Origin of the sequence: Halomonas sp. GXIMD04776 (genome assembly GCF_049808615.1) — a bacterium.
GTDB lineage: Bacteria > Pseudomonadota > Gammaproteobacteria > Pseudomonadales > Halomonadaceae > Modicisalibacter.
Genome location: NZ_JBNCAN010000012.1, coordinates 98,268 through 116,694, shown reverse-complemented (window position 1 = coordinate 116,694; position 18,427 = coordinate 98,268). Strand labels below are relative to the sequence as shown.

At 59.0% G+C, this 18,427-nt stretch carries 18 protein-coding genes and 1 pseudogene; 12 read left to right on the top strand and 7 right to left on the bottom strand.

All coding sequences use genetic code 11. The features are described from left to right. The 4 genes from ACPF7Z_RS10205 to ACPF7Z_RS10190 all read right to left on the bottom strand — a co-directional run. A partial coding sequence (locus tag ACPF7Z_RS10205) for a hypothetical protein (RefSeq protein ID WP_425193131.1) occupies nucleotides 1–533 on the bottom strand: 533 nt, incomplete at its 3' end. After that, nucleotides 530–1,237: a DUF4123 domain-containing protein gene (locus ACPF7Z_RS10200; RefSeq protein WP_425193130.1), complete on the bottom strand. Its 708-nt coding sequence runs from the start codon at nucleotides 1,235–1,237 to the stop codon at nucleotides 530–532. The genes ACPF7Z_RS10200 and ACPF7Z_RS10205, both read right to left, overlap by 4 nt. After that, on the bottom strand, nucleotides 1,228–3,351 hold the full coding sequence (locus ACPF7Z_RS10195; protein ID WP_425193129.1) for a type VI secretion system Vgr family protein: 2,124 nt from the start codon (nucleotides 3,349–3,351) through the stop codon (nucleotides 1,228–1,230). The genes ACPF7Z_RS10200 and ACPF7Z_RS10195 overlap by 10 nt, the downstream gene beginning before the upstream one ends. 156 nt (nucleotides 3,352–3,507) lie before the next feature. Next, on the bottom strand, nucleotides 3,508–3,981 hold the full coding sequence (locus tag ACPF7Z_RS10190; protein ID WP_425193128.1) for a hypothetical protein: 474 nt from the start codon (nucleotides 3,979–3,981) through the stop codon (nucleotides 3,508–3,510). On the opposite strand from ACPF7Z_RS10190, the gene ACPF7Z_RS10185 reads away from it, so the two are divergent. From ACPF7Z_RS10185 to ACPF7Z_RS10160, 6 genes and pseudogenes are all read left to right on the top strand, one after another. Further along, a complete protein-coding gene (locus ACPF7Z_RS10185; protein WP_425193127.1) occupies nucleotides 3,980–5,068 on the top strand; it encodes an ABC transporter ATP-binding protein in 1,089 nt (362 codons plus the stop codon). The two genes, ACPF7Z_RS10190 and ACPF7Z_RS10185, sit on opposite strands and share 2 nt — an antisense overlap. A gap of 13 nt (nucleotides 5,069–5,081) precedes the next feature. Further along, nucleotides 5,082–6,219: pseudogene (locus ACPF7Z_RS10180) on the top strand (ABC transporter ATP-binding protein). Then, nucleotides 6,216–7,079 carry a carbohydrate ABC transporter permease gene (locus ACPF7Z_RS10175; RefSeq protein ID WP_425193126.1) on the top strand — a complete coding sequence of 288 codons (864 nt, stop codon included), beginning with the start codon at nucleotides 6,216–6,218 and terminating at the stop codon, nucleotides 7,077–7,079. The pseudogene ACPF7Z_RS10180 and the gene ACPF7Z_RS10175 overlap by 4 nt, the downstream one beginning before the upstream one ends. 8 nt (nucleotides 7,080–7,087) lie before the next feature. Next, the gene (locus ACPF7Z_RS10170; RefSeq protein ID WP_425193125.1) at nucleotides 7,088–7,888 is read left to right on the top strand and encodes a carbohydrate ABC transporter permease; all 801 of its coding nucleotides are present in this window, start codon (nucleotides 7,088–7,090) and stop codon (nucleotides 7,886–7,888) included. A gap of 169 nt (nucleotides 7,889–8,057) precedes the next feature. After that, nucleotides 8,058–8,330 carry a DUF2160 domain-containing protein gene (locus tag ACPF7Z_RS10165; protein ID WP_425193124.1) on the top strand — a complete coding sequence of 91 codons (273 nt, stop codon included), beginning with the start codon at nucleotides 8,058–8,060 and terminating at the stop codon, nucleotides 8,328–8,330. Nucleotides 8,331–8,431: 101 nt separating this feature from the next. Then, the gene (locus ACPF7Z_RS10160; protein WP_425193137.1) at nucleotides 8,432–10,138 is read left to right on the top strand and encodes an ABC transporter substrate-binding protein; all 1,707 of its coding nucleotides are present in this window, start codon (nucleotides 8,432–8,434) and stop codon (nucleotides 10,136–10,138) included. 83 nt (nucleotides 10,139–10,221) lie between these two features. Here ACPF7Z_RS10160 and ACPF7Z_RS10155 read toward each other — a convergent pair whose 3' ends face one another. After that, nucleotides 10,222–10,701: a DUF6314 family protein gene (locus tag ACPF7Z_RS10155; RefSeq protein ID WP_425193123.1), complete on the bottom strand. Its 480-nt coding sequence runs from the start codon at nucleotides 10,699–10,701 to the stop codon at nucleotides 10,222–10,224. A 9-nt stretch (nucleotides 10,702–10,710) separates the two neighbouring features. Between ACPF7Z_RS10155 and ACPF7Z_RS10150 the strand changes: the two genes are divergently transcribed. Continuing rightward, nucleotides 10,711–11,598, top strand: coding sequence for a carboxylate/amino acid/amine transporter (locus ACPF7Z_RS10150; RefSeq protein WP_425193122.1), 888 nt, complete (start codon nucleotides 10,711–10,713; stop codon nucleotides 11,596–11,598). Here ACPF7Z_RS10150 and ACPF7Z_RS10145 read toward each other — a convergent pair. Then, nucleotides 11,595–12,587 (bottom strand): DUF1853 family protein, encoded by a 993-nt coding sequence (locus ACPF7Z_RS10145; protein WP_425193121.1) that lies wholly within the window; start codon nucleotides 12,585–12,587, stop codon nucleotides 11,595–11,597. The two genes, ACPF7Z_RS10150 and ACPF7Z_RS10145, sit on opposite strands and share 4 nt — an antisense overlap. Nucleotides 12,588–12,754: 167 nt before the next feature. On the opposite strand from ACPF7Z_RS10145, the gene ACPF7Z_RS10140 reads away from it, so the two are divergent. The 5 genes from ACPF7Z_RS10140 (at nucleotide 12,755) to ACPF7Z_RS10120 (ending at nucleotide 16,799) form a co-directional block, all read left to right on the top strand. After that, complete coding sequence (locus ACPF7Z_RS10140) at nucleotides 12,755–13,636, top strand: NAD(+) kinase (RefSeq protein ID WP_425193120.1); 882 nt, start codon at nucleotides 12,755–12,757, stop codon at nucleotides 13,634–13,636. A gap of 7 nt (nucleotides 13,637–13,643) precedes the next feature. Beyond that, complete coding sequence (locus ACPF7Z_RS10135; RefSeq protein ID WP_425193119.1) at nucleotides 13,644–14,642, top strand: metallophosphoesterase; 999 nt, start codon at nucleotides 13,644–13,646, stop codon at nucleotides 14,640–14,642. Between the two features lie 203 nt (nucleotides 14,643–14,845). Beyond that, nucleotides 14,846–15,694 (top strand): rhomboid family intramembrane serine protease, encoded by an 849-nt coding sequence (locus tag ACPF7Z_RS10130; protein ID WP_425193118.1) that lies wholly within the window; start codon nucleotides 14,846–14,848, stop codon nucleotides 15,692–15,694. Nucleotides 15,695–15,714: 20 nt separating this feature from the next. Further along, complete coding sequence (locus ACPF7Z_RS10125; protein WP_425193117.1) at nucleotides 15,715–15,975, top strand: YeaC family protein; 261 nt, start codon at nucleotides 15,715–15,717, stop codon at nucleotides 15,973–15,975. Nucleotides 15,976–16,001: 26 nt separating this feature from the next. Beyond that, complete coding sequence (locus tag ACPF7Z_RS10120; protein ID WP_425193136.1) at nucleotides 16,002–16,799, top strand: DUF2797 domain-containing protein; 798 nt, start codon at nucleotides 16,002–16,004, stop codon at nucleotides 16,797–16,799. Nucleotides 16,800–16,840: 41 nt separating this feature from the next. Here the strand turns inward: ACPF7Z_RS10120 and ACPF7Z_RS10115 are convergent, their stop codons facing one another. Beyond that, complete coding sequence (locus ACPF7Z_RS10115; RefSeq protein WP_425193116.1) at nucleotides 16,841–18,325, bottom strand: RimK family protein; 1,485 nt, start codon at nucleotides 18,323–18,325, stop codon at nucleotides 16,841–16,843. Between the last annotated feature and the right edge of the window lie 102 nt (nucleotides 18,326–18,427).

The window sequence follows — 18,427 nt, the reverse complement described above, 5'->3', positions numbered from 1 at the left end:
GGATCGAAACGTGCCCAGTCACCGCGTTCGACGTTGTAGCCGTGGATGAACAGGGTGGCGTTGTGGCCGGCCAGGCGCAGCTGCTCGAGCTGATCGTCGCTCAGCCGGTCCACCTCGCCCGTCGCCAGCGGGGCATGCAGATCGACGAGGATCGGCGGCGGCAGATAGGTCGCGATGACCGTGGTCTCGTTCATCACCGCCATCGCCTCTGGGGCGCTGATGCCCGCCGCCACCGGATGCACCGGCACCTCGTCGATGGCGACCAGATGGTGCCCCGGGGCGTTCAGCAATTGCCAGGCGAAGGGACCGGCGAGCACGCCATAGTGGTGGCTGATGCCCTGTTCATCGGTCACGCCCGGGTAGCGGCGCTGGCGCGCGTCGCGCACATCGACCTCGATGCCGGCGGGAAGTGGCCGCCCCAGGGTGTCCTGGTGCTCGAGGGTAACGAAGACCTTGGCGACGCATTCGGCCTGATAGATCGCACCGCTGCCGTTCTGGCAACTGGGCTGGAAGGGAAGGGAGACATCATTCATGAGTATATTTCTTCTTCTGGATGGGCAAGAGTGGCGCTATTACAAGCGTCACGCGCCATACGCTGGCAATGTTCGAGACAGTCGCGTTCTCCGACACCTGAGGCTTGCATCTCCTGGAACCAGCCGCTCAAACGCTCAAGTGGGATAGCGTATTGCACGGCCAAGGGTTGCAGCATCGATCGCATGCGCCATGCCTCGATGCCTTGCAGATGCTGCTGGGTCAGCCGGAAGGGAGCGTCGGTTGGTTTATAGCGAGCCGCCTCCAAACTATCTTGTTGCAGTATCCAGGTTTTGTTCGACACGACGGCGCGCATGCGATCATTGTGACCGAGCAGACGCTTGAGATCGTGATCGTTTAGCGTGGCTTCAAGTCCAGCGTAGAGTCGTGGGTCAGCGTAGCGAAACACGACTGGCGGTGCCTGCTCGCGTTCTACCAGGGTGAGCGTTTGCAGGTGATCGACAACGAGCTCGAAGCGCTGTTGCCCCTGTAGCTCGATCGCCAGCCCCTGTTGAACCCACTTCTTGTAGTGTTGATGGGCGACCGGCGAGCGGGGTTCGATGAGCAGTGGACCGACACTGGCCTGTTCGTGTTGAATGGTCTGCAGATAGAGCAGTCGATAGCGAGGCACAGATTCGATTTCGAACATCCGGCGTAACCCTTCTCGATGCCAGGAAAGATCGACCAGGAAACGGCTTATCCACATCGGCATTGTACTCCCAGGCCGCAGTTACTGGGTCCGGATGCCAGCGCGACATCCTGAATCTGGCAGGCTTCCACGGTACTGGCACCATAAACGGCAGCGCTTAAAAGCTGTTCGTGAGAGACAGGCGCGACACTTTTGGAAACTTCCGGTTGGGCCTGGCCAGGCAGCTTGGGTAGCTCTGCTTTTTGTTCAAGGCCTTTGCCTGGTCTTCCGCCGGCGTTGATTCGGACCTTGGGACCCCCGAGTGTTACGCCGCTGCCATCGATCCTGAGGAAACTACCGCCGGCATTTAGGCTGAGCTCGTCGCCGGCTTCTAGCACGACCTTCTGGCCCGCCTTGATATGCAACTCGCGCCCGCATTCCGAAAGCCAGGCTTGTCCCGCTTGGAGATGCAATGTGCCCTGCACGACCAGGCTGTGATTGCCATCGATCTTCGTGTGGCGCTCGCCGTGAACGGTAAGGTGGTCATCGCGATCGAGTTTACTGATGCGGTCGCGTTTGATCGTGAGATGGCTGTCGCGACGAATCGCCTCGGTGCGGTCGTTCTCGGTGAGGAGTTCCAGATCCTTCTGGGCGTGAATCCAGATCTGTTCCTGGTCGGTGGCGTCCTCGAAGCGCAGTTCGTTGAAGCCCTCGCCCTTGTGGGTCTGGGTGCGAAGCACGGTGCGTGTCTTGTGTTCTGGCAACGAGTAGGCCGGGGTATTCACCGCGTGATAGGTACGCCCGGTGATCAGCGGCTGATCCGGGTCGCCTTCGAGGAACGACACGATGACTTCGTGGCCGACTCTGGGAATCGCCATCGAGCCATAGCCCCCGCCGGCCCAGCCTTGGGAGACGCGAATCCAGGCGCTGCTGGTGTCATCACCCTTGGCATAGCGATCCCAGGGGAACTGCACCTTGACCCGGCCCTGTTTGTCGCAGTGGATCTCTTCACCTTCGGGACCGACCACGAAAGCCACCTGGGGCCCATCGACCCGGGGCTTGGGGGATTGTTCAGCACGCCAGGCCTGGTCGGCGGGCATCAGCACCAGGGTGTTGTGGTAGGTCGTCATGCCGTCACCGCTGAAAGCGTCTTCTTCCAGGGCCTGGGGTTGAGTGCCTTCATGCATGACGCTGATGACCTGCCAGTCGCGGTTCAGGACATCGCTGTCGTGATCGGTGAGGGCAAAGCGCGCCCCGGGCAACAGCTCCGGTAGATCGCTTTCGGCGCTCGCGGTGGTGGCGTTACTGCGCAGCTGTTCCAGGCGAACCTTCGTGAACGCCTTGCCCGAGGCGTCCGCCTTGTGGCGCCCGGGATAATCGAAGTGTTCATAGTCGGTGCGCTGGGCATGGACTTCCAGGCCGCTGCCGACCTGCTCATGCAGCTGCGCCTGATGTAACTGTGAATAGGCGGGCTGCTTGAAGGAGTAATCCTTCAACATGGCCGACGCCGGGCGCACCCGCGCGGTCTGGCGCAGGCGACGGATATGGCGCGCCGGGGCCGTGCCGCCGGGGCGGCTGTGATAGGAACGTGACCCCAGATTGCCGAGCACCTGCGGGTCGTCGGCGAACACCAGCCGATGAGCGCCGCCTGCCGTGTTTTCAAATTGATGAAAATAGAACAGGCCTTCTTCCGCGGCCAGGCGCTGGATGAAGGCCAGATCCGTTTCGCGGTACTGCACGCAGTATTCGCGGACTTCTGGCTCCCGGGTCACCGCAAAGGCTACATCCGTGATACCACGCTCATCGAGCAGGGTGTTGATGATGGTCAGCGGCGAGACGTTCTGGAAGATGCGCGAGTTGTGACGCAAGGAGAGCCGCCACAGGGCCGGCTTGACGGTGATGGCGTAATGGGTACGCCGATGGCCGCGATCGCCCTGTTCGAATTCGCTGACGACGCCATGCACGCGGCGCAACACGGCCCCATCCTGCCACACGCTTAGCGTCACTTCGCGATCGAGCCAGTCGCTGGCCGAGAGATCATGCTGGCGGCTGGCGAAGTTCACCGTGAGGTCGAAAGGCGTGGAGAGCGTTTCTTCTAAGTGGAAATCGATGACTGCCGGGTCGTCGGCTCCGTCATTATTTGGACCGCTGGATCGGGAGAGGGTGAACTGGAGTCCGGTCGGGGAGGCCATGTGTAATCCTTGCAAGAAACACAAAGTTACACAATCTACACAATATGCCGGAAGTTAAAAAGCCTTATAATGCGATGTCGTGATTATCCTATAAACTTTGTAGTCAATATCTTACACGTTTATACGCATTGTCTTCGCCAAAAAATGATTGGGCATTTAATGTGATGTTAAAGAAGGTAATATGCCTTTTGTTACATGCTCAATACGCATCGGGCGCCACGGTTGAAATACCGCTGTTTGATAAAAGAGCCCGCTGTCCAGAAGGGACTCGGTGTTCCTCGTAGAACATGCAGCGGTTGCGTCTATCTGCTGATATAAGATCGTGCTGTAGGATGCTTGGCGGCGATTGCTTTCATCACTGCGCCCTTCGCTACAGGATGCGCGCGAGGTGTTCGTTTGCGAACAGTTTTTGTCGTTTTTCTGCAGCGTTAGCGATCGTTTTTTGTTCTTATGGATGCCGTCAGATTGCTCGAAAAAGCGCTTATACCAAGGTATAAGACTTGTTTTTTTAATTAAAAACAAAAGGTTGATTTTAATTATCGAGAATTTCGAAATCTCTTTTTGCGCTCGACATGATGTTCGCCCATGATCTTTTAAATGTGCGAACACGAAAGGAAAATAATAATCCATGTCCCTGACACTTGAGCAACTCGAGCGAACCGTAAGCGGCGAGAAGCACATCGTCGACGCCAACCTGACCCTTGAATCCGGCACTTTCAATGTGCTGCTGGGCCATACTCTGGCAGGCAAGACCACCCTGATGCGCCTGATGGCGGGTCTGGATGCCCCGAGTCGCGGACGCGTGCTGCTCAATGGTCGCGACATGACCGGCGTGCCGGTACGCGAGCGCAATGTGTCGATGGTCTATCAGCAGTTCATCAACTATCCCACGCTGAATGTCTTCAACAATATCGCTTCACCGTTGAAGCTGGCCAAGGTGCCCAAGCAGGAGATCGTCCGTCGGGTCGAGGAGACGGCCGGTATGCTGCGTATCGAGCATCTGTTGGGACGCTACCCTCAGGAGCTTTCCGGTGGACAGCAGCAGCGCACTGCCATGGCCCGTGCACTGGTCAAGGAGGCCGACCTGGTGCTGTTCGATGAGCCGCTGGTCAATCTCGATTACAAGCTGCGCGAGGAACTGCGTCTGGAAATGCGCAAGCTGTTCCATACGCGCAATACCATTGCCGTCTATGCCACCACCGAGCCTGGTGAGGCCTTGGCGCTAGGCGACACCACCACGCTTTTGCACGAGGGCCGAATCCTGCAGAACGGCCCCAGCGACCAGGTCTATCATCATCCGGAAACTGTCGAGGCCGCCTCGCTGTTCGGCGAGCCGCCCATCAATTTGATGAATGTCGAGCTGCGCGATAGCGAGTTGGTCATCGATCGCACGACCTTCCCGATATCACTGCCCCTGGCTCAGTTGAAGCCAGGACGCTATCGCTTGGGTATTCGGCCCAGTCATCTGAGCCTGACCCGGATGCGAGACGATGACCTGGAATTCCGCATGATCGTGGGCGTCGCCGAGATCAGTGGTTCCGAGACGTTCCTGCACGTAAGTAGCGACGCCTTCGATCTGGTGCTGCACCTGAGCGGTATCCATGATTTTCATGTGGATAACGAGGTTCGCATTTATGCACCCTGCCATAAGCTGTTTGTCTTCGATGAGAGTGGCGATCTGGTCCATGCGCCCAGCCAAATCCAACAACAGGCATGAGTGAGAATAGATCATGGCGGAAATTCGTCTTGAACAGCTGGCCCATAGTTATCAGGCCAACCCGTCCGGACCCGAGGATTACGCCTTGCGCCCCATGGATCACGTCTGGGAGCAGGGCGGTGCATACGCCTTGCTGGGCCCTTCCGGCTGCGGCAAGAGCACGCTGCTCAATATCATCTCGGGGCTACTCGATCCCTCCGAGGGCAAGGTGCTGTACGACGGCGAGTCGGTCAATGGCCTGACGCCGCAGCAGCGCAACATTGCCCAGGTTTTCCAGTTTCCGGTGATCTACGACACCATGACGGTGTATGACAATCTGGCGTTTCCGCTGCGCAATCAGCGCCAGCCAGCGGACAAGATCAAGGAGCGTTCGGGAGGTGGCGGAGTCCCTGGAGATCGAGGATCTGCTGCATCGCAAGGCGCGCAACCTGACCGCGGACGAGAAGCAGAAGGTCTCGATGGGCCGAGGACTGGTGCGTGACGACGTGGCCGCTATCCTGTTCGACGAGCCGCTGACGGTGATCGACCCACAGCTCAAGTGGCGTCTACGTCGCAAGCTCAAGCAGATTCACGAGCGCTTCAATATCACCATGGTCTACGTGACCCACGATCAACTCGAGGCCTCCACCTTCGCCGACAAGATCGCGGTCATGTACGACGGCCAGATCGTGCAGTTCGGCACGCCTCGGGAGCTGTTCGAGAACCCCGCCCACACTTTCGTCGGTTACTTCATCGGCAGCCCTGGCATGAACCTGCTCGAGGCCACGCCGAGCGAGACGGGAGTGCGCGTGGCCGGTATCGATTTACCGCTGGCGCCGGCCGTACGTGATGCCCTTTGGGCGCGCTCCTCGCAGTCGCTCAGGCTGGGCATCCGCCCCGAGTTCGTTCAGTTGATCGCGCCTGAGCAGGCATATCTGCATGCCAGGATCGATCTGGTGCAGGACCTCGGCACTTACAAGATTCTCGATCTGCGGTTGCAGGGAAATAGTGAACCCGTGTTCATCAAAGCGCGCATTGAAGAAGATCATGCGGTGCCTAGCGGTGAGATTGGCCTGTTGTTCCCCGAGCGCTGGACTCGGTTCTACGCCGATGACGTCTTGGTGGAAATGGAGACGGCGGATGTGGATGACGCTGGTGGAGACGCACAATGAAAGTACACAACAACAAGGCCTGGTGGCTGGTGCTGCCGGTATTCATACTGGTGGCGTTCAGCGCCATCATCCCGATGATGACGGTGGTCAACTACTCGGTTCAGGACATCTTCGACCCGAGTACCCGTTTTTTCGTGGGCACCGAGTGGTATCGGGAAATCCTGCGCGACGAACGTCTGCGCGATGCCCTGCTGCGCCAGTTCGCTTTCTCCTTCAGCATCTTGGCGATAGAGATTCCGCTCGGCATCATCGTGGCCTTGTCCATGCCGCGCCGCGGTCTCGGGGTGCCGATCTGTCTGATACTGCTCTCGCTGCCGTTGCTTATCCCCTGGAATGTCGTGGGCACCATCTGGCAGATCATCGGGCGTGGCGACATTGGCCTCTATGGTCGACTGCTGCACAACCTAGGCATCGATTACAACTACGCCTCCAACACCGTGGACGCCTGGGTCACGGTGTTGATCATGGACGTCTGGCACTGGACCTCGCTGGTGGCGCTGTTGTGCTATTCCGGACTGCGCTCGATCCCGGATGTCTACTATCAGGCGGCGCGCATCGATCGTGCGTCGCACTGGGCGGTATTTCGCTATATTCAGCTGCCCAAGCTCAAGAACGTGCTGCTGATCGCCGTGATGCTGCGCTTCATGGATAGCTTCATGATCTATACCGAGCCCTTCGTATTGACCGGTGGCGGGCCCGGCACCACCACCACCTTCCTCAGTCAGACGCTGACCCAGATGGCGGTGGGACAGTTCGATATTGGTCGTGCCGCGGCGTTCTCGCTGATCTACTTCCTGATCATTCTGCTGGTCACCTGGCTGTTCTATACCGCCATGACCCACGCCGACGACAAGGACTGAGGTGCGTCATGAAGACAAGAAAGCTGTTCGTGCTGTTTTTTTATCTGCTGTTCGTGCTGGTACCGATCTACTGGCTGATCAACATGTCCCTGAAATCGAATCAAGAGATCCTCGGGACGCTGTCGCTGTGGCCGGCGAATGTGACGCTGGATAATTACCGGGTGATCTTTACCGATCCAAGCTGGTACACGAGCTATCTCAATTCGCTCAGCTACGTGTCGATGAACATGGTCATCTCGCTGGCGGTGGCACTGCCCGCGGCCTATGCGTTCTCGCGCTATCGCTTTCTCGGCGACAAGCACATGTTCTTCTGGCTGTTGACCAACCGTATGGCTCCACCGGCGGTGTTTCTGCTGCCTTTCTTTCAGCTCTACTCCTCGGTCGGCCTGTTCGACACCACCATCGCCGTGGCTCTGGCTCACTGTCTGTTCAACGTGCCCCTGGCGGTGTGGATTCTCGAGGGCTTCATGTCCAGCGTGCCCAAGGAGATCGACGAGACGGCCTACATCGACGGCTACAGCTTTCCGCGCTTCTTCCTGCGTATCTTCATTCCGATGATTCGCCCAGGTATCGGGGTCACCGCCTTCTTCTGCTTCATGTTCTCCTGGGTCGAGCTACTGCTGGCGCGAACACTCACGGCGGTGGATGCCAAACCGATCGTGGCGCAGATGACGCGTACCGTCTCCGCTTCGGGGATCGACTGGGGCGTGCTCGCCGCCGCCGGGGTCGTGGCGCTGTTGCCGGGTATCGCGGTGATCTACTTCGTGCGTAACCATGTTGCCAAGGGCTTCGCCCTGGGCCGTGTATGAGGAATAAATGCCTACACAGACGAATCGCTGCGTTACGCGGTACTGGTGCGCCAGCCCGGTCGAAGATCGCCTAACACCTAGTTATGTCTCGTCTTCTGTGTTCCGGGCGCCTTGCGCTTCATTCTGCTCGGCAATTTATTCAGCGATTCCGTAACGAGGAGGGCAGCACATGGAATGGATGGCATGGACACTACCGACGGCGAGCTTCTTCATCGCCATCGCGCTGATCCTGACCGGGATGACGATCTGGCAGACGGTGTCGCCGGGACATCAGCGCAAGGGGTTCCTTCCGATCTCGACGACCCGGGGAGATCGACTCTTCATCAGCCTGCTGGGCGCCGGGTATCTACACCTGCTACTGCTCGCTTTGACCGGCTGGCCGCTGTGGATCGCCACGTTAGCCAGTGTGGCGGGACTCGTCATCATCCTGAAATGGGGGTAATGCATCACACTCTGAAGCGTCATCGATCTCACTAGAGCACAACATCACACAACAACGAGGTTGCTATGTCTCATATCACGTACGTTCCGCAGCTGACCCGTATGGCCATGGCCATTAGTCTGGCAGGCCTGATCGCGGCACCCGGCCTGGCGCTTGCCGATCAGTATCAGGATGCCGCCAAGCGCTGGATCGAGCAGGAGTTCGAGACCTCCACGCTCACCCCGGAAGAGCAGATGAAGGAGATGCAGTGGTTCATCGATGCTGCGGAATCGCTGCGCGGCAAGGAAATCAACGTCGCCTCGGAAACCCTGACCACCCACCAGTACGAAGCGAATGTGCTGGCCAAGGCCTTTACCGAGATTACCGGCATCAGGCTCAATCATGACCTGATTCAGGAGGGCGATGTCATCGAGAAGTTGCAGACCCAGATGCAGTCCGGGCGCAATATCTACGATGGCTATGTCAACGACTCGGATCTGATCGGTACCCACTCGCGCTACGGCAAGGTGGTGCCGATCTCGGACATGATCGAGGGTGATGGTGCCGAATTTACCTCGCCGACCCTGGATATGGACGATTTCATTGGCCTCTCCTTCACCACCGGGCCGGACGGCAAAGTCTATCAACTGCCGGATCAGCAGTTCGCCAACCTCTACTGGTTCCGTGCCGACTGGTTCGACGATCCCGAACTCAAAAAACAGTTCAAGGACAAGTACGGTTACGAGTTGGGGGTGCCGGTCAACTGGTCCGCCTACGAGGACATCGCCGACTTCTTCAGCAACGATGTCAAGGAGATCGATGGCAAGCGCATCTATGGCCACATGGACTATGGCAAGAAAGACCCGCCCCTGGGCTGGCGCTTCACCGATGCCTGGTTCTCCATGGCCGGTGCCGGCGACAAGGGCATCCCCAATGGCTTGCCGGTGGATGAATGGGGTATTCGCGTCGAAGAGTGTCACCCGGTAGGCTCCATGGTCGCCCGCGGTGGTGCTGCCAACGGTCCGGCGGCGGTGTACGCCACCCAGAAGTATGTCGACTGGCTAAAGGCCTATGCGCCGCCTGCCGCCCAGGGCATGACCTTTTCCGAGGCCGGGCCGGTGCCCGCCCAGGGCAATATTGCCCAGCAGATTTTCTGGTACACCGCCTTCACCGCGGACATGACCAAGGAAGGCCTGCCGGTAGTCAACGAGGACGGCACACCCAAATGGCGCATGGCGCCGTCGCCGGTCGGGCCGTACTGGGAAGATGGCATGAAAAAAGGCTATCAGGATGTGGGCGCCTGGACCTTCTTCGACTCCACGCCCAAGGAGAATCGCATGGCGGCCTGGCTTTATGCGCAGTTCGTTACCTCCAAGACCGTGTCGCTGAAGAAGACCCTGGTCGGGTTGACGCCGATCCGCGAGTCGGACATCCAGTCCGAGGCGATGACCGAAGCGGCGCCCAAGCTGGGCGGCCTGGTCGAGTTCTATCGTAGCCCGGCGCGTCTGCAATGGTCGCCGACCGGTACCAACGTGCCCGACTATCCGAAGCTGGCTCAGCTGTGGTGGCAGTATGTCTCCCGCGCTGCCAGCGGTGAGTCCAGCGCCCAGGAGGCCCTCGACGGCCTGGCCGAAGCCCAGGATCGTATCCTCGAGCGCCTGGAACGCGCCAAGGTGCAGGAAGAGTGCGGACCCAGGCTCAACGAGAAGCGCGACCCCCAGTATTGGCTCGATCAGCCCGGCGCACCCAAGCCCAAGCTCGACAACGAGAAGCCCCAGGGCAAGACCGTGCCCTATGACGAGTTGGTCAAGTCCTGGGAGGAGGGCTGATTCCACCGCTCGAGTGAGAGTGTGGATTTGAGTGATAGAACGACGATGGCGCCTGCGGGCGCCATCCTTTTGGTGGGCGACGTCTACCGATATCGATAATGAAGATGCTCGTCCTTGCGCGGTCCCTGAATGGTCCATTCGAGATCGAATCCCTGATCCATGAAGGTCAGTCGCGCCCGATAGCGATCTCTACCGCACAGGTGAGCCTCTCGGGAAATGAGATCGCAACTCTGTTCGTGATCGGCGGCGACCAGATCGAATAGCCATACCGCCGCCTCGGGACCACGCCGCTCATGGGATAGGCTGATACGATCCTGATAAAAGCGCCAGCGAAAGACGTTGTGAAAGGCAATCGACTCGGCCGCGCCCTCCAGCCGAAAGCGACCGCTTTCGGTGAGCGTCAGGCTGATGTCGGCGTGCGCCTCGGCGACGACCGTGCCATTGCCCCGGCCGGCCCAGCCGCTGCGCGACCCCGGTTGTGGCTGTGAACCAAAATATACTCTTGAGGTTGACAGCAGCCGTTGGCGTAGCGCTAAGATAGCCGGCTCAATTGGTTGATTCACGGGTCGCTCATGTCCTACCTGATTGGTGTCACGGCCCTATGGGCCTTCTCGTTCTCTCTGATCGGCGCCTATCTCGCCGGTCAGGTCGATAGCTACTTTGCGGTACTGGTGCGTATCGCGTTGGCGAGCCTCCTGTTCTTGCCATTTCTTCGGCCCTCGGCGCTTTCCAATGGTATGAAGCTGGCGATGATGTGCATCGGGGCGGTCCAGTTGGGGCTGATGTACATCTTCTTTTATCAGTCCTTTCTATTGCTGTCGGTGCCTGAAGTGTTGCTGTTCACCATCTTCACGCCGCTCTACGTAACCCTGCTTGACGACGCCATGATCAAGCGTTTTTCGCCATTCTACCTGCTCACGGCAGCCGTTGCCGTGCTGGGGGCGGCGGTCATTCGCTACCAAGGTATCAGCGACGATTTCTGGCTTGGCTTCCTGGTGGTTCAGGGCGCCAACCTGTGCTTCGCTATCGGTCAGGTGGCCTATCGGCATCTTGCCCAGGGTCTACCACGGGGTATCCCCCAGCGCAGCGTGTTCGGCTGGTTCTATCTCGGCGCGCTGGCACTGGTAATCGTCGCCTTCGCCATCTTCGGTTCCACCGAAAAGTTGCCGACCACCGGCGTGCAGTGGGGGGTGCTGGGTTGGCTGGGGCTGGCTGCCTCGGGGCTTGGCTATTTTCTGTGGAACAAGGGTGCGACCCGAGTCGATGCTGGTGCCTTGGCGATCATGAACAATGCGTTGATTCCGGCGGGACTGCTGGTCAATCTGCTGATCTGGAACCGGGACGCGGATATACTGCGTCTGGCGCTGGGCGGTGCGATCATTGTCGCGTCCTTGCTGATCAACGAATGGTGGGTAAGGCGCCGCGAGCAGCGCTGCTCAAACGTCACTGCCCGATGCTAGTGTTCTGACGCCGACCGTCCTGGTGGAAGCGGGATTCTGTGCGGCCAGTCATCTCCTACGATGAAGAGGCGCTGCCAGCGGCCGTCAGGGTGCTTTAGTATCAACTGCCGGGGCGATCGACGCCGGGCGAAATGCTGCTCTAGCGCTTGATTTAGACGGCTCAACTCGATCAAGTCGGTGTCGGCCGGCGGCGCCAGCCAATGCGGCTTGTCGAGAAAGGCGCCGCGGATAACGCGAGTGTCGTCAAGTTGCCAACAGAAATCGGGCCAGCGGGAGAGCGCAAGCCACTCGCCAAAGAGGGCCTGGGAAGCAGTCTCGCAAGGCGCAGATAGCCGCGCTTCATTCGACCAGGGGCGAAACAGGATCCCCAGCAACGCCAGTCGAGGCGTGAGCGGTGGGGCGTTGAACGGTGCCAGAACCTTGGCGGCCTCAGGCCGAGAGGCCAAGGGCAGCTGATGCTCGATGCTGTGCTGGCGCTTGATGGCCAATGAGTCGGCGCAACCCGGACCGATCCAGCGTGCCTGACTATCCATGGCCTGCGGGCCTTGCGGTAAGCCGAGATAGTATTTAATGGCCAGTTCCAGATGCACCGGTGGCGTGTCGCTGCGATGACGATAGAGCAGATCGAGTTCACCGAGGGTGCGTTTGGCATCGCGTATCGTCAGATTGTGCGCCAGCAACTGCGTATGCGGGGCGTGATCCAGCAAAAAATGCCAAAGCTTTTCGTGATAGTGACCCAAGCGATTGACGAGGCTCGGCCCTACCCGGGTCTCGATCGCCTGCGGTGTTTGCTCGAACGCATTCAGCCAGGCACTGCGTCGCTGAGGGTCCTCGAGTCCCAGTTCAAAGAGGGAGGGGCGCCCGGCGAAGGGCGTCATCAGCATGTCCGGTGCATGTAGCAGCCAGGCGAGGTCCCTTACCAGCGGATGCCGTAACCCGGCCAGGTCGGCAATCATGGCGTCCTGCATGATAATGGGAGGCAAGGACATCGGCTGTGCACCGGTAAGAGGATACGTTGGCAGTGTGCGTAATGGAGCCGCGCTTTTCAAACCGCCTGTCAAGCGTCTCGTATCCACCTGTGCAGAACGCGTTCGGTTTGCCCCGTCTTGCACTCAGCCCGCATAATAGCTGCCTTCGACGGGGTAACGGAGTGCCCATGGCATCTTTCAAGAACATCGGCCTGATCGGGCGCCTCGGTAGTGCCAACGTGGTCGAAACGCTCAAACGCTTGATCCGTTTTCTCAACGCTGGACACTATCACGTCATTATCGAGGAGCGCACCGCCACGGTGCTGCTCGATCATGGGCAGCAGGAAGCTAGCAGACGCCTGCTGGGCGATATCTGCGATCTAGTGATCGTGGTAGGAGGGGATGGCAGCATGCTGGGGGCGGGCCGAGCCCTGTGTAGAAGCGGAACGCCGGTACTCGGGATCAATCGAGGACGCCTAGGCTTTCTGACCGATATTTCGCCGGATGAGGTGGAAGAGCGCGTGGGCGAGGTACTGGCCGGGGAGTACGATATCGAAGAGCGCTTTTTGCTCGATACCGAGGTCTTTCGCGGTGAGACTCTGGTGGGTATCGGCGAGAGCCTAAACGATGTGGTGATCCATCCCGGCAAGGCGGTACGGATGATCGAATTCGAGCTGTTCGTAGATGGCCAGCTTGTCTATAGCCAGCGTTCCGATGGCTTGATCATTGCCACCCCGACGGGCTCGACCGCCTATGCCCTGTCCGGGGGCGGGCCGATCGTTCATCCTAAGCTCGATGCCATCACCCTGGTACCGATGTTCCCGCATACCTTGTCGAGCCGGCCCATCGTCGTCGACGCGGCCAGCGAGATCATGGTGCATATCGGCGAGACCAACGAAACCTACCCGCACGTCAGCTGTGATGGTCAGACCCAGGTGGTATCGACTCCGGGAGACATCGTCCATGTACGGCGCAAACCGCATAAACTCAAATTGATTCATCCGCGAGGGCACAACTATTTCGAAATCTGTCGCAGCAAACTGGGCTGGAGTAGCCGGCTCGGAGAGTGATACGCCCATGATCGACAAAGTAGAAGGTTATGATCTGATCGGTGACGTGCACGGCTGCGGTGCGACCTTGGCGGCGCTGCTCGAAAAGCTGGGTTACCATCAGCAGGGCGGGATTTATCGTCACCCACGGCGCAAGGCCATCTTTCTGGGAGACCTCATCGATCGTGGACCCCGTATTCGTTTGGCGGTATCCATCGTTCGAAGCATGGTCGAGGCAGGGGAGGCATTCATCGTCATGGGCAACCATGAGATCAATGCATTGGCCTATAGCCGCCGTTGCCCGCCAGGGCTGGGTTGTGAATGGCTGCGTGAGCATACCCCCCGGCATAATCGGGTCATTCAGGAAACCCTCGAGCAGTATCGGGATCATCCTGCAGAATGGGAGGATACCCTGGCCTGGTTCATGGAGATTCCCTTGCTACTCGAGCTTGATGGCATGAGAGTAGTTCATGCTTGCTGGGACGCCCCCCTCATCAACCAGTTCTTGTCTCACTATCCCGACGCGCGTATCGATGAAGCGTTCCTCGATGACTCGGTGATTCCCGACAGCTTCGCCTATCAGGTGCTGGAGCGGCTGACTCGAGGAACCCACATTCCCTTACCTGAAGGCGTCAAGATTCATTCCGGCGACGGCTTCACCCGGCGCACCTTTCGCGCTCACTTCTGGGCGCAGACACCGCGCACCTATGGTGATGTCATCTTCCAGCCCGACAACCTGCCCGACGATCTCGAGGAGCGTCCGCTTTCCGAGCGGGAGCAGGCACGTCTTTCCTACTATGGGCCCAGTGAACCGCCCCTTTTTATCGGACATTACTGGTGTGAGGGGGTGCCGGCATTACCGACGCCCAACATCGCCTGTGTGGATTACAGCGCCGTCAAGTATGGACGTCTGGTGGCCTATCGTTGGGACGGTGAGCAGGTATTGAGTGCCGATAAGTTTGTCTGGGTGCGAGTGCCGCGAGATGAGCAGACAAGACCCAGGCCCTGGGAAATCGACTTGGATTAGGGTGCTTACAATTCATTACTCAATTTTTTGATTCTGTCGGAAACTTTTAGCGTCAAATATCCTCAGAGTAAGTGTTCCCTTGAATGATCCCTTGCTCGTTGTCCGGCGGCCCCCTCCGCCGGACTTTTCTTTTATGGGATACTGGTCGCTGCATATCATTGTTGGGTGTAACGTCCCGATACCGACTGGATGAGGGCAAATCGATGCACAAGGTGCTGATGTTGCCGAGGGACACTGATACCCGGGCACTGCGTCAGGCGCTCTGGGCACAGCGTATCGGCCATCGCGTGACTGAAGAGGAGGATGCTCAAGTCCTGTGGCTTGCCGATCCTCGTCAGCAAGAGGATCTGATGGCGCTGATCGAGCGTTGGAAGCATGGTGAATCATTGGAACTGAACGCGGAGCAGCGCCGTACTCCGCAGGGCTGGCGCCATGGATTGCTGGCCGAAGCGCCGCTGGCAGCGGGACTGATTCTGCTGTGCATGGCGGTATTCGGGTTGATGGCCATTTTCGGCGATCTTGTGATCGCCGCCATGACCATCACTCCCCTTGGCATAGTGGGGAACCAGCTTAGCGTCGGCACGTTGGGTGATACGCTGGTGACGGGTCAGCTCTGGCGCTTGATATCACCGGCATTTCTGCACTTCGGTTGGACGCATCTGATCTTCAACATGCTCTGGCTTTGGTACTTCGGGCGTCAGATCGAGGCGCTGCAAGGGCCACTGCGGCTACTAGGCGTGGTGATCATCAGCGCCCTGGTGTCCAATCTGGCCCAGTACGCTACCGGCACGGTTCTGTTCGGTGGCATGTCCGGGGTGGACTATGCGCTGCTTGGCTATGTCTGGTTGATGGCTTGGCGGGTGCCGAAAAGCGGCTTCTTCGTGCCGCAGATGCTGGTGGTGTTCATGCTCGGCTGGATGGTCTTTACCATGACCGATTTTGCCGAGCCCATTGGCTTCGGCAACGTTGCCAATGAAGCCCATCTGGGAGGGCTCATAAGCGGCCTGATAATGGGATGGCTGGCCAGCAGTCGTGCCCGCCGTATTTCATGACAATTCTTGGGGAGCAAACGATGAGCGACATGACCTTCGAGCGCATGATTCAACATATGACGCCAGCCATCTACGAAAGTCTCAAACAGGCGGTGTCCCTGCGTAAATGGCCCGATGGGCGTCTCCTCACTCCTGAGCAGACCGAGTTGTGCCTCGAGGCGGTGATGCGCTATGAAATCGAGCACAAGGTGCCCGAAAGCGAGCGGGTAGGATATCTCGGCAGTAACGGCTGTGGCAGCGACACGAACGATGGTGAGGACAGCATCACGTGGGTGAATTGATTACGTTGAGTGGCTGTTTGAGCAAGATGGTCATCGAACCTGGAGGAAGCGGTCGGCCAGCGCAATATACGCTTCGGGCCGGCGAGCATCGTCTCGATCTCAATACACGCCTGGGCCAGGTGCTGCATTTGAGGCATACCGGGGCCATTGCCTGCACCCATTGCGGCCGTCCTACCCGCAAGAGCTTTGCTCAGGGCTATTGCTACCCCTGCTTCAAGCGCCTGGCGCAATGCGATACCTGTATCGTCAAGCCGGAACTGTGTCACTATTTTGCCGGCACCTGCCGTGAGCCGGAGTGGGGAGAGCGCCACTGCTTCCAGCCTCATGTGATTTACCTGGCCAATTCATCGGGGCTCAAGGTGGGGATTACCCGCAAGACACAAATGCCGACCCGCTGGCTGGATCAGGGGGCAATCCAGGCGCTGCCGATTCTGGAGGTCGATACGCGTCAACAATCCGGTTTCGTCGAGGTACTGTTTAAAGAATTGGTGGCCGATCGCACCAATTGGCGCGCCATGCTCAAGGGTGAAGCCGCGCCACTTGATCTGCGCGCGGAGCGCGATCGGCTGCTGGACGCACTGACGAGTGGGCTCGCCAACCTGCGCGAGCGTTTCGGTGAGGACTTCCTGCGTATCCTCGAGGCCGATCCCGTCAGCTTCGAGTATCCGGTTCTAGAAGCGCCGACAAAGGTGGTGTCCCACAACTTCGATAAGAATCCCGTGGTCGCCGGCACATTGCTCGGGCTCAAGGGGCAATACCTGATGCTCGATACAGGGGTGATCAATCTGCGCAAGTTCACCGGTTACGAGGTGAACGTTCAGTAGTCGGTCATCATTTGATCCAGTACTCCTCATGCAGTGATTTGCTAGCTAGCCTGCTGCCGCCTGGCCTCCATCCGCGCCAGAAACACCTCCATGACCTTGGTGTACAGGTTTTGGCCTAAAACCACGTCTTCTATCCCCGCATCCAGGTTGGGATTGTCGTTGACCTCGATGACCACCACCCGATCGCCGATTTGCTTGAGATCCACGCCATAGAGGCCATCACCGATCAGCCGGGTAGCCTTGAGCGCTGCCTTGACCACGGCCTTGGGCGCCTCTTTGGGATCATGGGTCGTGAAACCGCCACTACGGGTCTTGCCTCGGGAGTGATCGTAGATTTGCCAATGCCCGCGAGCCATGTAATAGCGGCTGGCGAACAATACCTTGCCGTCGAGTACGCCGATGCGCCAATCGAATTCCGTGGGTAGCCACTCCTGCAGCAACAGCAGGGCGGAGGACTCGAACAAGTGGCTGGCTTCCTGCTGGAGCTGATCGGCGGACTGGATTTTCACTACGCCGCGAGAGAAAGCGCCGTCCGGGACCTTGAGCACCATCGGAAACTGCAGTCCCGCAGCCTTCTCGGGTAGACGCTTGAGATCATCGCGATGCAGCAGCATCCCGCCCGGTGTGGGCACACCCTTAGTGCCGAGCAATTCGTGCAGATAGACTTTATTGGTGCAGCGCAAAATCGAGCGTGGATCGTCGATCACCACCAGGCCCTCATGCTCGGCGCGCCGGGCCATGCGATAGGTGTGATGATCGAGAGACGTGGTCTCTCGAATGAACAGCGCATCGAACTCGGCCAGCCGGCTCTCATCACGCTTGGTGATCAACGAGACATCGATACCCAGCCGGCGTCCAGCGCGGATGAATTGCTTGAGTGCGCTCTTGTTGCTGGGGGGCAATGCCTCCCTGGGGTCGATCAGGACCGCCAGGTCGTAACGATAGCGACGCCGCGCCTTAGGGGTACGCCATACCCGGCGAGAGTGACGGTTCAGCGCCTGAGCGAACAGATCCTGTTCTGCGGCACTCAGCGATGAGAGCGATAGGGGCTTGAGCCGGGTCAGACGCCAAAGCCCCTGACGACGCTGAAAGCGTGCTTCCAGCAGCGGGCAAGGCAGTCGATCGAACAATCGGCGAGCCAGCTTGCCGAGCCCCGGTTGAAGACATTCACCGAACATCAGTCGCAGGTGAAAGGCATCGCCTTCCAGAGTGCCGCGTCGTGCCAGTTCGTCCATCAAGGGTGCCAGGGATTCGAGTTGCAGATCCACCAGCGCCTTGCGCGATAGCTGGTTGAGGGTCTCGACCGTGGGTAGCACGCGCTGCCCGCGGGCCTGGGCCAGTAGCGAGACGTAATAGCCAGTGTCGAGATAGTCGAGTCCACCGCACAGGTTGATGACATGGATGGTGCTGTCCTGGGGGTTGCTGGCCTCCTGGGCCAGATACTCGCCAGCGGTGATCAGATCATCGGTGGGGAAATAGGGGCGCCAGTCGGAAACACGGTCGACGACGATGCGCAGTGGCGACATGGGTCAATATCCTGCCTGGAAGAAAGAATTGAAAAAAAGCTGATAAAAAGAGCCGATAAAAAGGGCCGAAATGACCCGTGAACGGCGCTAGAATGCACCGGG

Coding starts and splice junctions, on each gene's coding strand:
- ACPF7Z_RS10200 (WP_425193130.1), bottom strand. CDS start 1,237: ATGTGGATAAGCCGTTTCCTGGTCGATCTTTCCTGGCATCGAGAAGGG.
- ACPF7Z_RS10195 (WP_425193129.1), bottom strand. CDS start 3,351: ATGGCCTCCCCGACCGGACTCCAGTTCACCCTCTCCCGATCCAGCGGT.
- ACPF7Z_RS10185 (WP_425193127.1), top strand. CDS start 3,980: ATGTCCCTGACACTTGAGCAACTCGAGCGAACCGTAAGCGGCGAGAAG.
- ACPF7Z_RS10190 (WP_425193128.1), bottom strand. CDS start 3,981: ATGGATTATTATTTTCCTTTCGTGTTCGCACATTTAAAAGATCATGGG.
- ACPF7Z_RS10175 (WP_425193126.1), top strand. CDS start 6,216: ATGAAAGTACACAACAACAAGGCCTGGTGGCTGGTGCTGCCGGTATTC.
- ACPF7Z_RS10170 (WP_425193125.1), top strand. CDS start 7,088: ATGAAGACAAGAAAGCTGTTCGTGCTGTTTTTTTATCTGCTGTTCGTG.
- ACPF7Z_RS10165 (WP_425193124.1), top strand. CDS start 8,058: ATGGAATGGATGGCATGGACACTACCGACGGCGAGCTTCTTCATCGCC.
- ACPF7Z_RS10160 (WP_425193137.1), top strand. CDS start 8,432: ATGGCCATGGCCATTAGTCTGGCAGGCCTGATCGCGGCACCCGGCCTG.
- ACPF7Z_RS10150 (WP_425193122.1), top strand. CDS start 10,711: ATGTCCTACCTGATTGGTGTCACGGCCCTATGGGCCTTCTCGTTCTCT.
- ACPF7Z_RS10145 (WP_425193121.1), bottom strand. CDS start 12,587: ATGTCCTTGCCTCCCATTATCATGCAGGACGCCATGATTGCCGACCTG.
- ACPF7Z_RS10140 (WP_425193120.1), top strand. CDS start 12,755: ATGGCATCTTTCAAGAACATCGGCCTGATCGGGCGCCTCGGTAGTGCC.
- ACPF7Z_RS10135 (WP_425193119.1), top strand. CDS start 13,644: ATGATCGACAAAGTAGAAGGTTATGATCTGATCGGTGACGTGCACGGC.
- ACPF7Z_RS10130 (WP_425193118.1), top strand. CDS start 14,846: ATGCACAAGGTGCTGATGTTGCCGAGGGACACTGATACCCGGGCACTG.
- ACPF7Z_RS10125 (WP_425193117.1), top strand. CDS start 15,715: ATGAGCGACATGACCTTCGAGCGCATGATTCAACATATGACGCCAGCC.
- ACPF7Z_RS10120 (WP_425193136.1), top strand. CDS start 16,002: ATGGTCATCGAACCTGGAGGAAGCGGTCGGCCAGCGCAATATACGCTT.
- ACPF7Z_RS10115 (WP_425193116.1), bottom strand. CDS start 18,325: ATGTCGCCACTGCGCATCGTCGTCGACCGTGTTTCCGACTGGCGCCCC.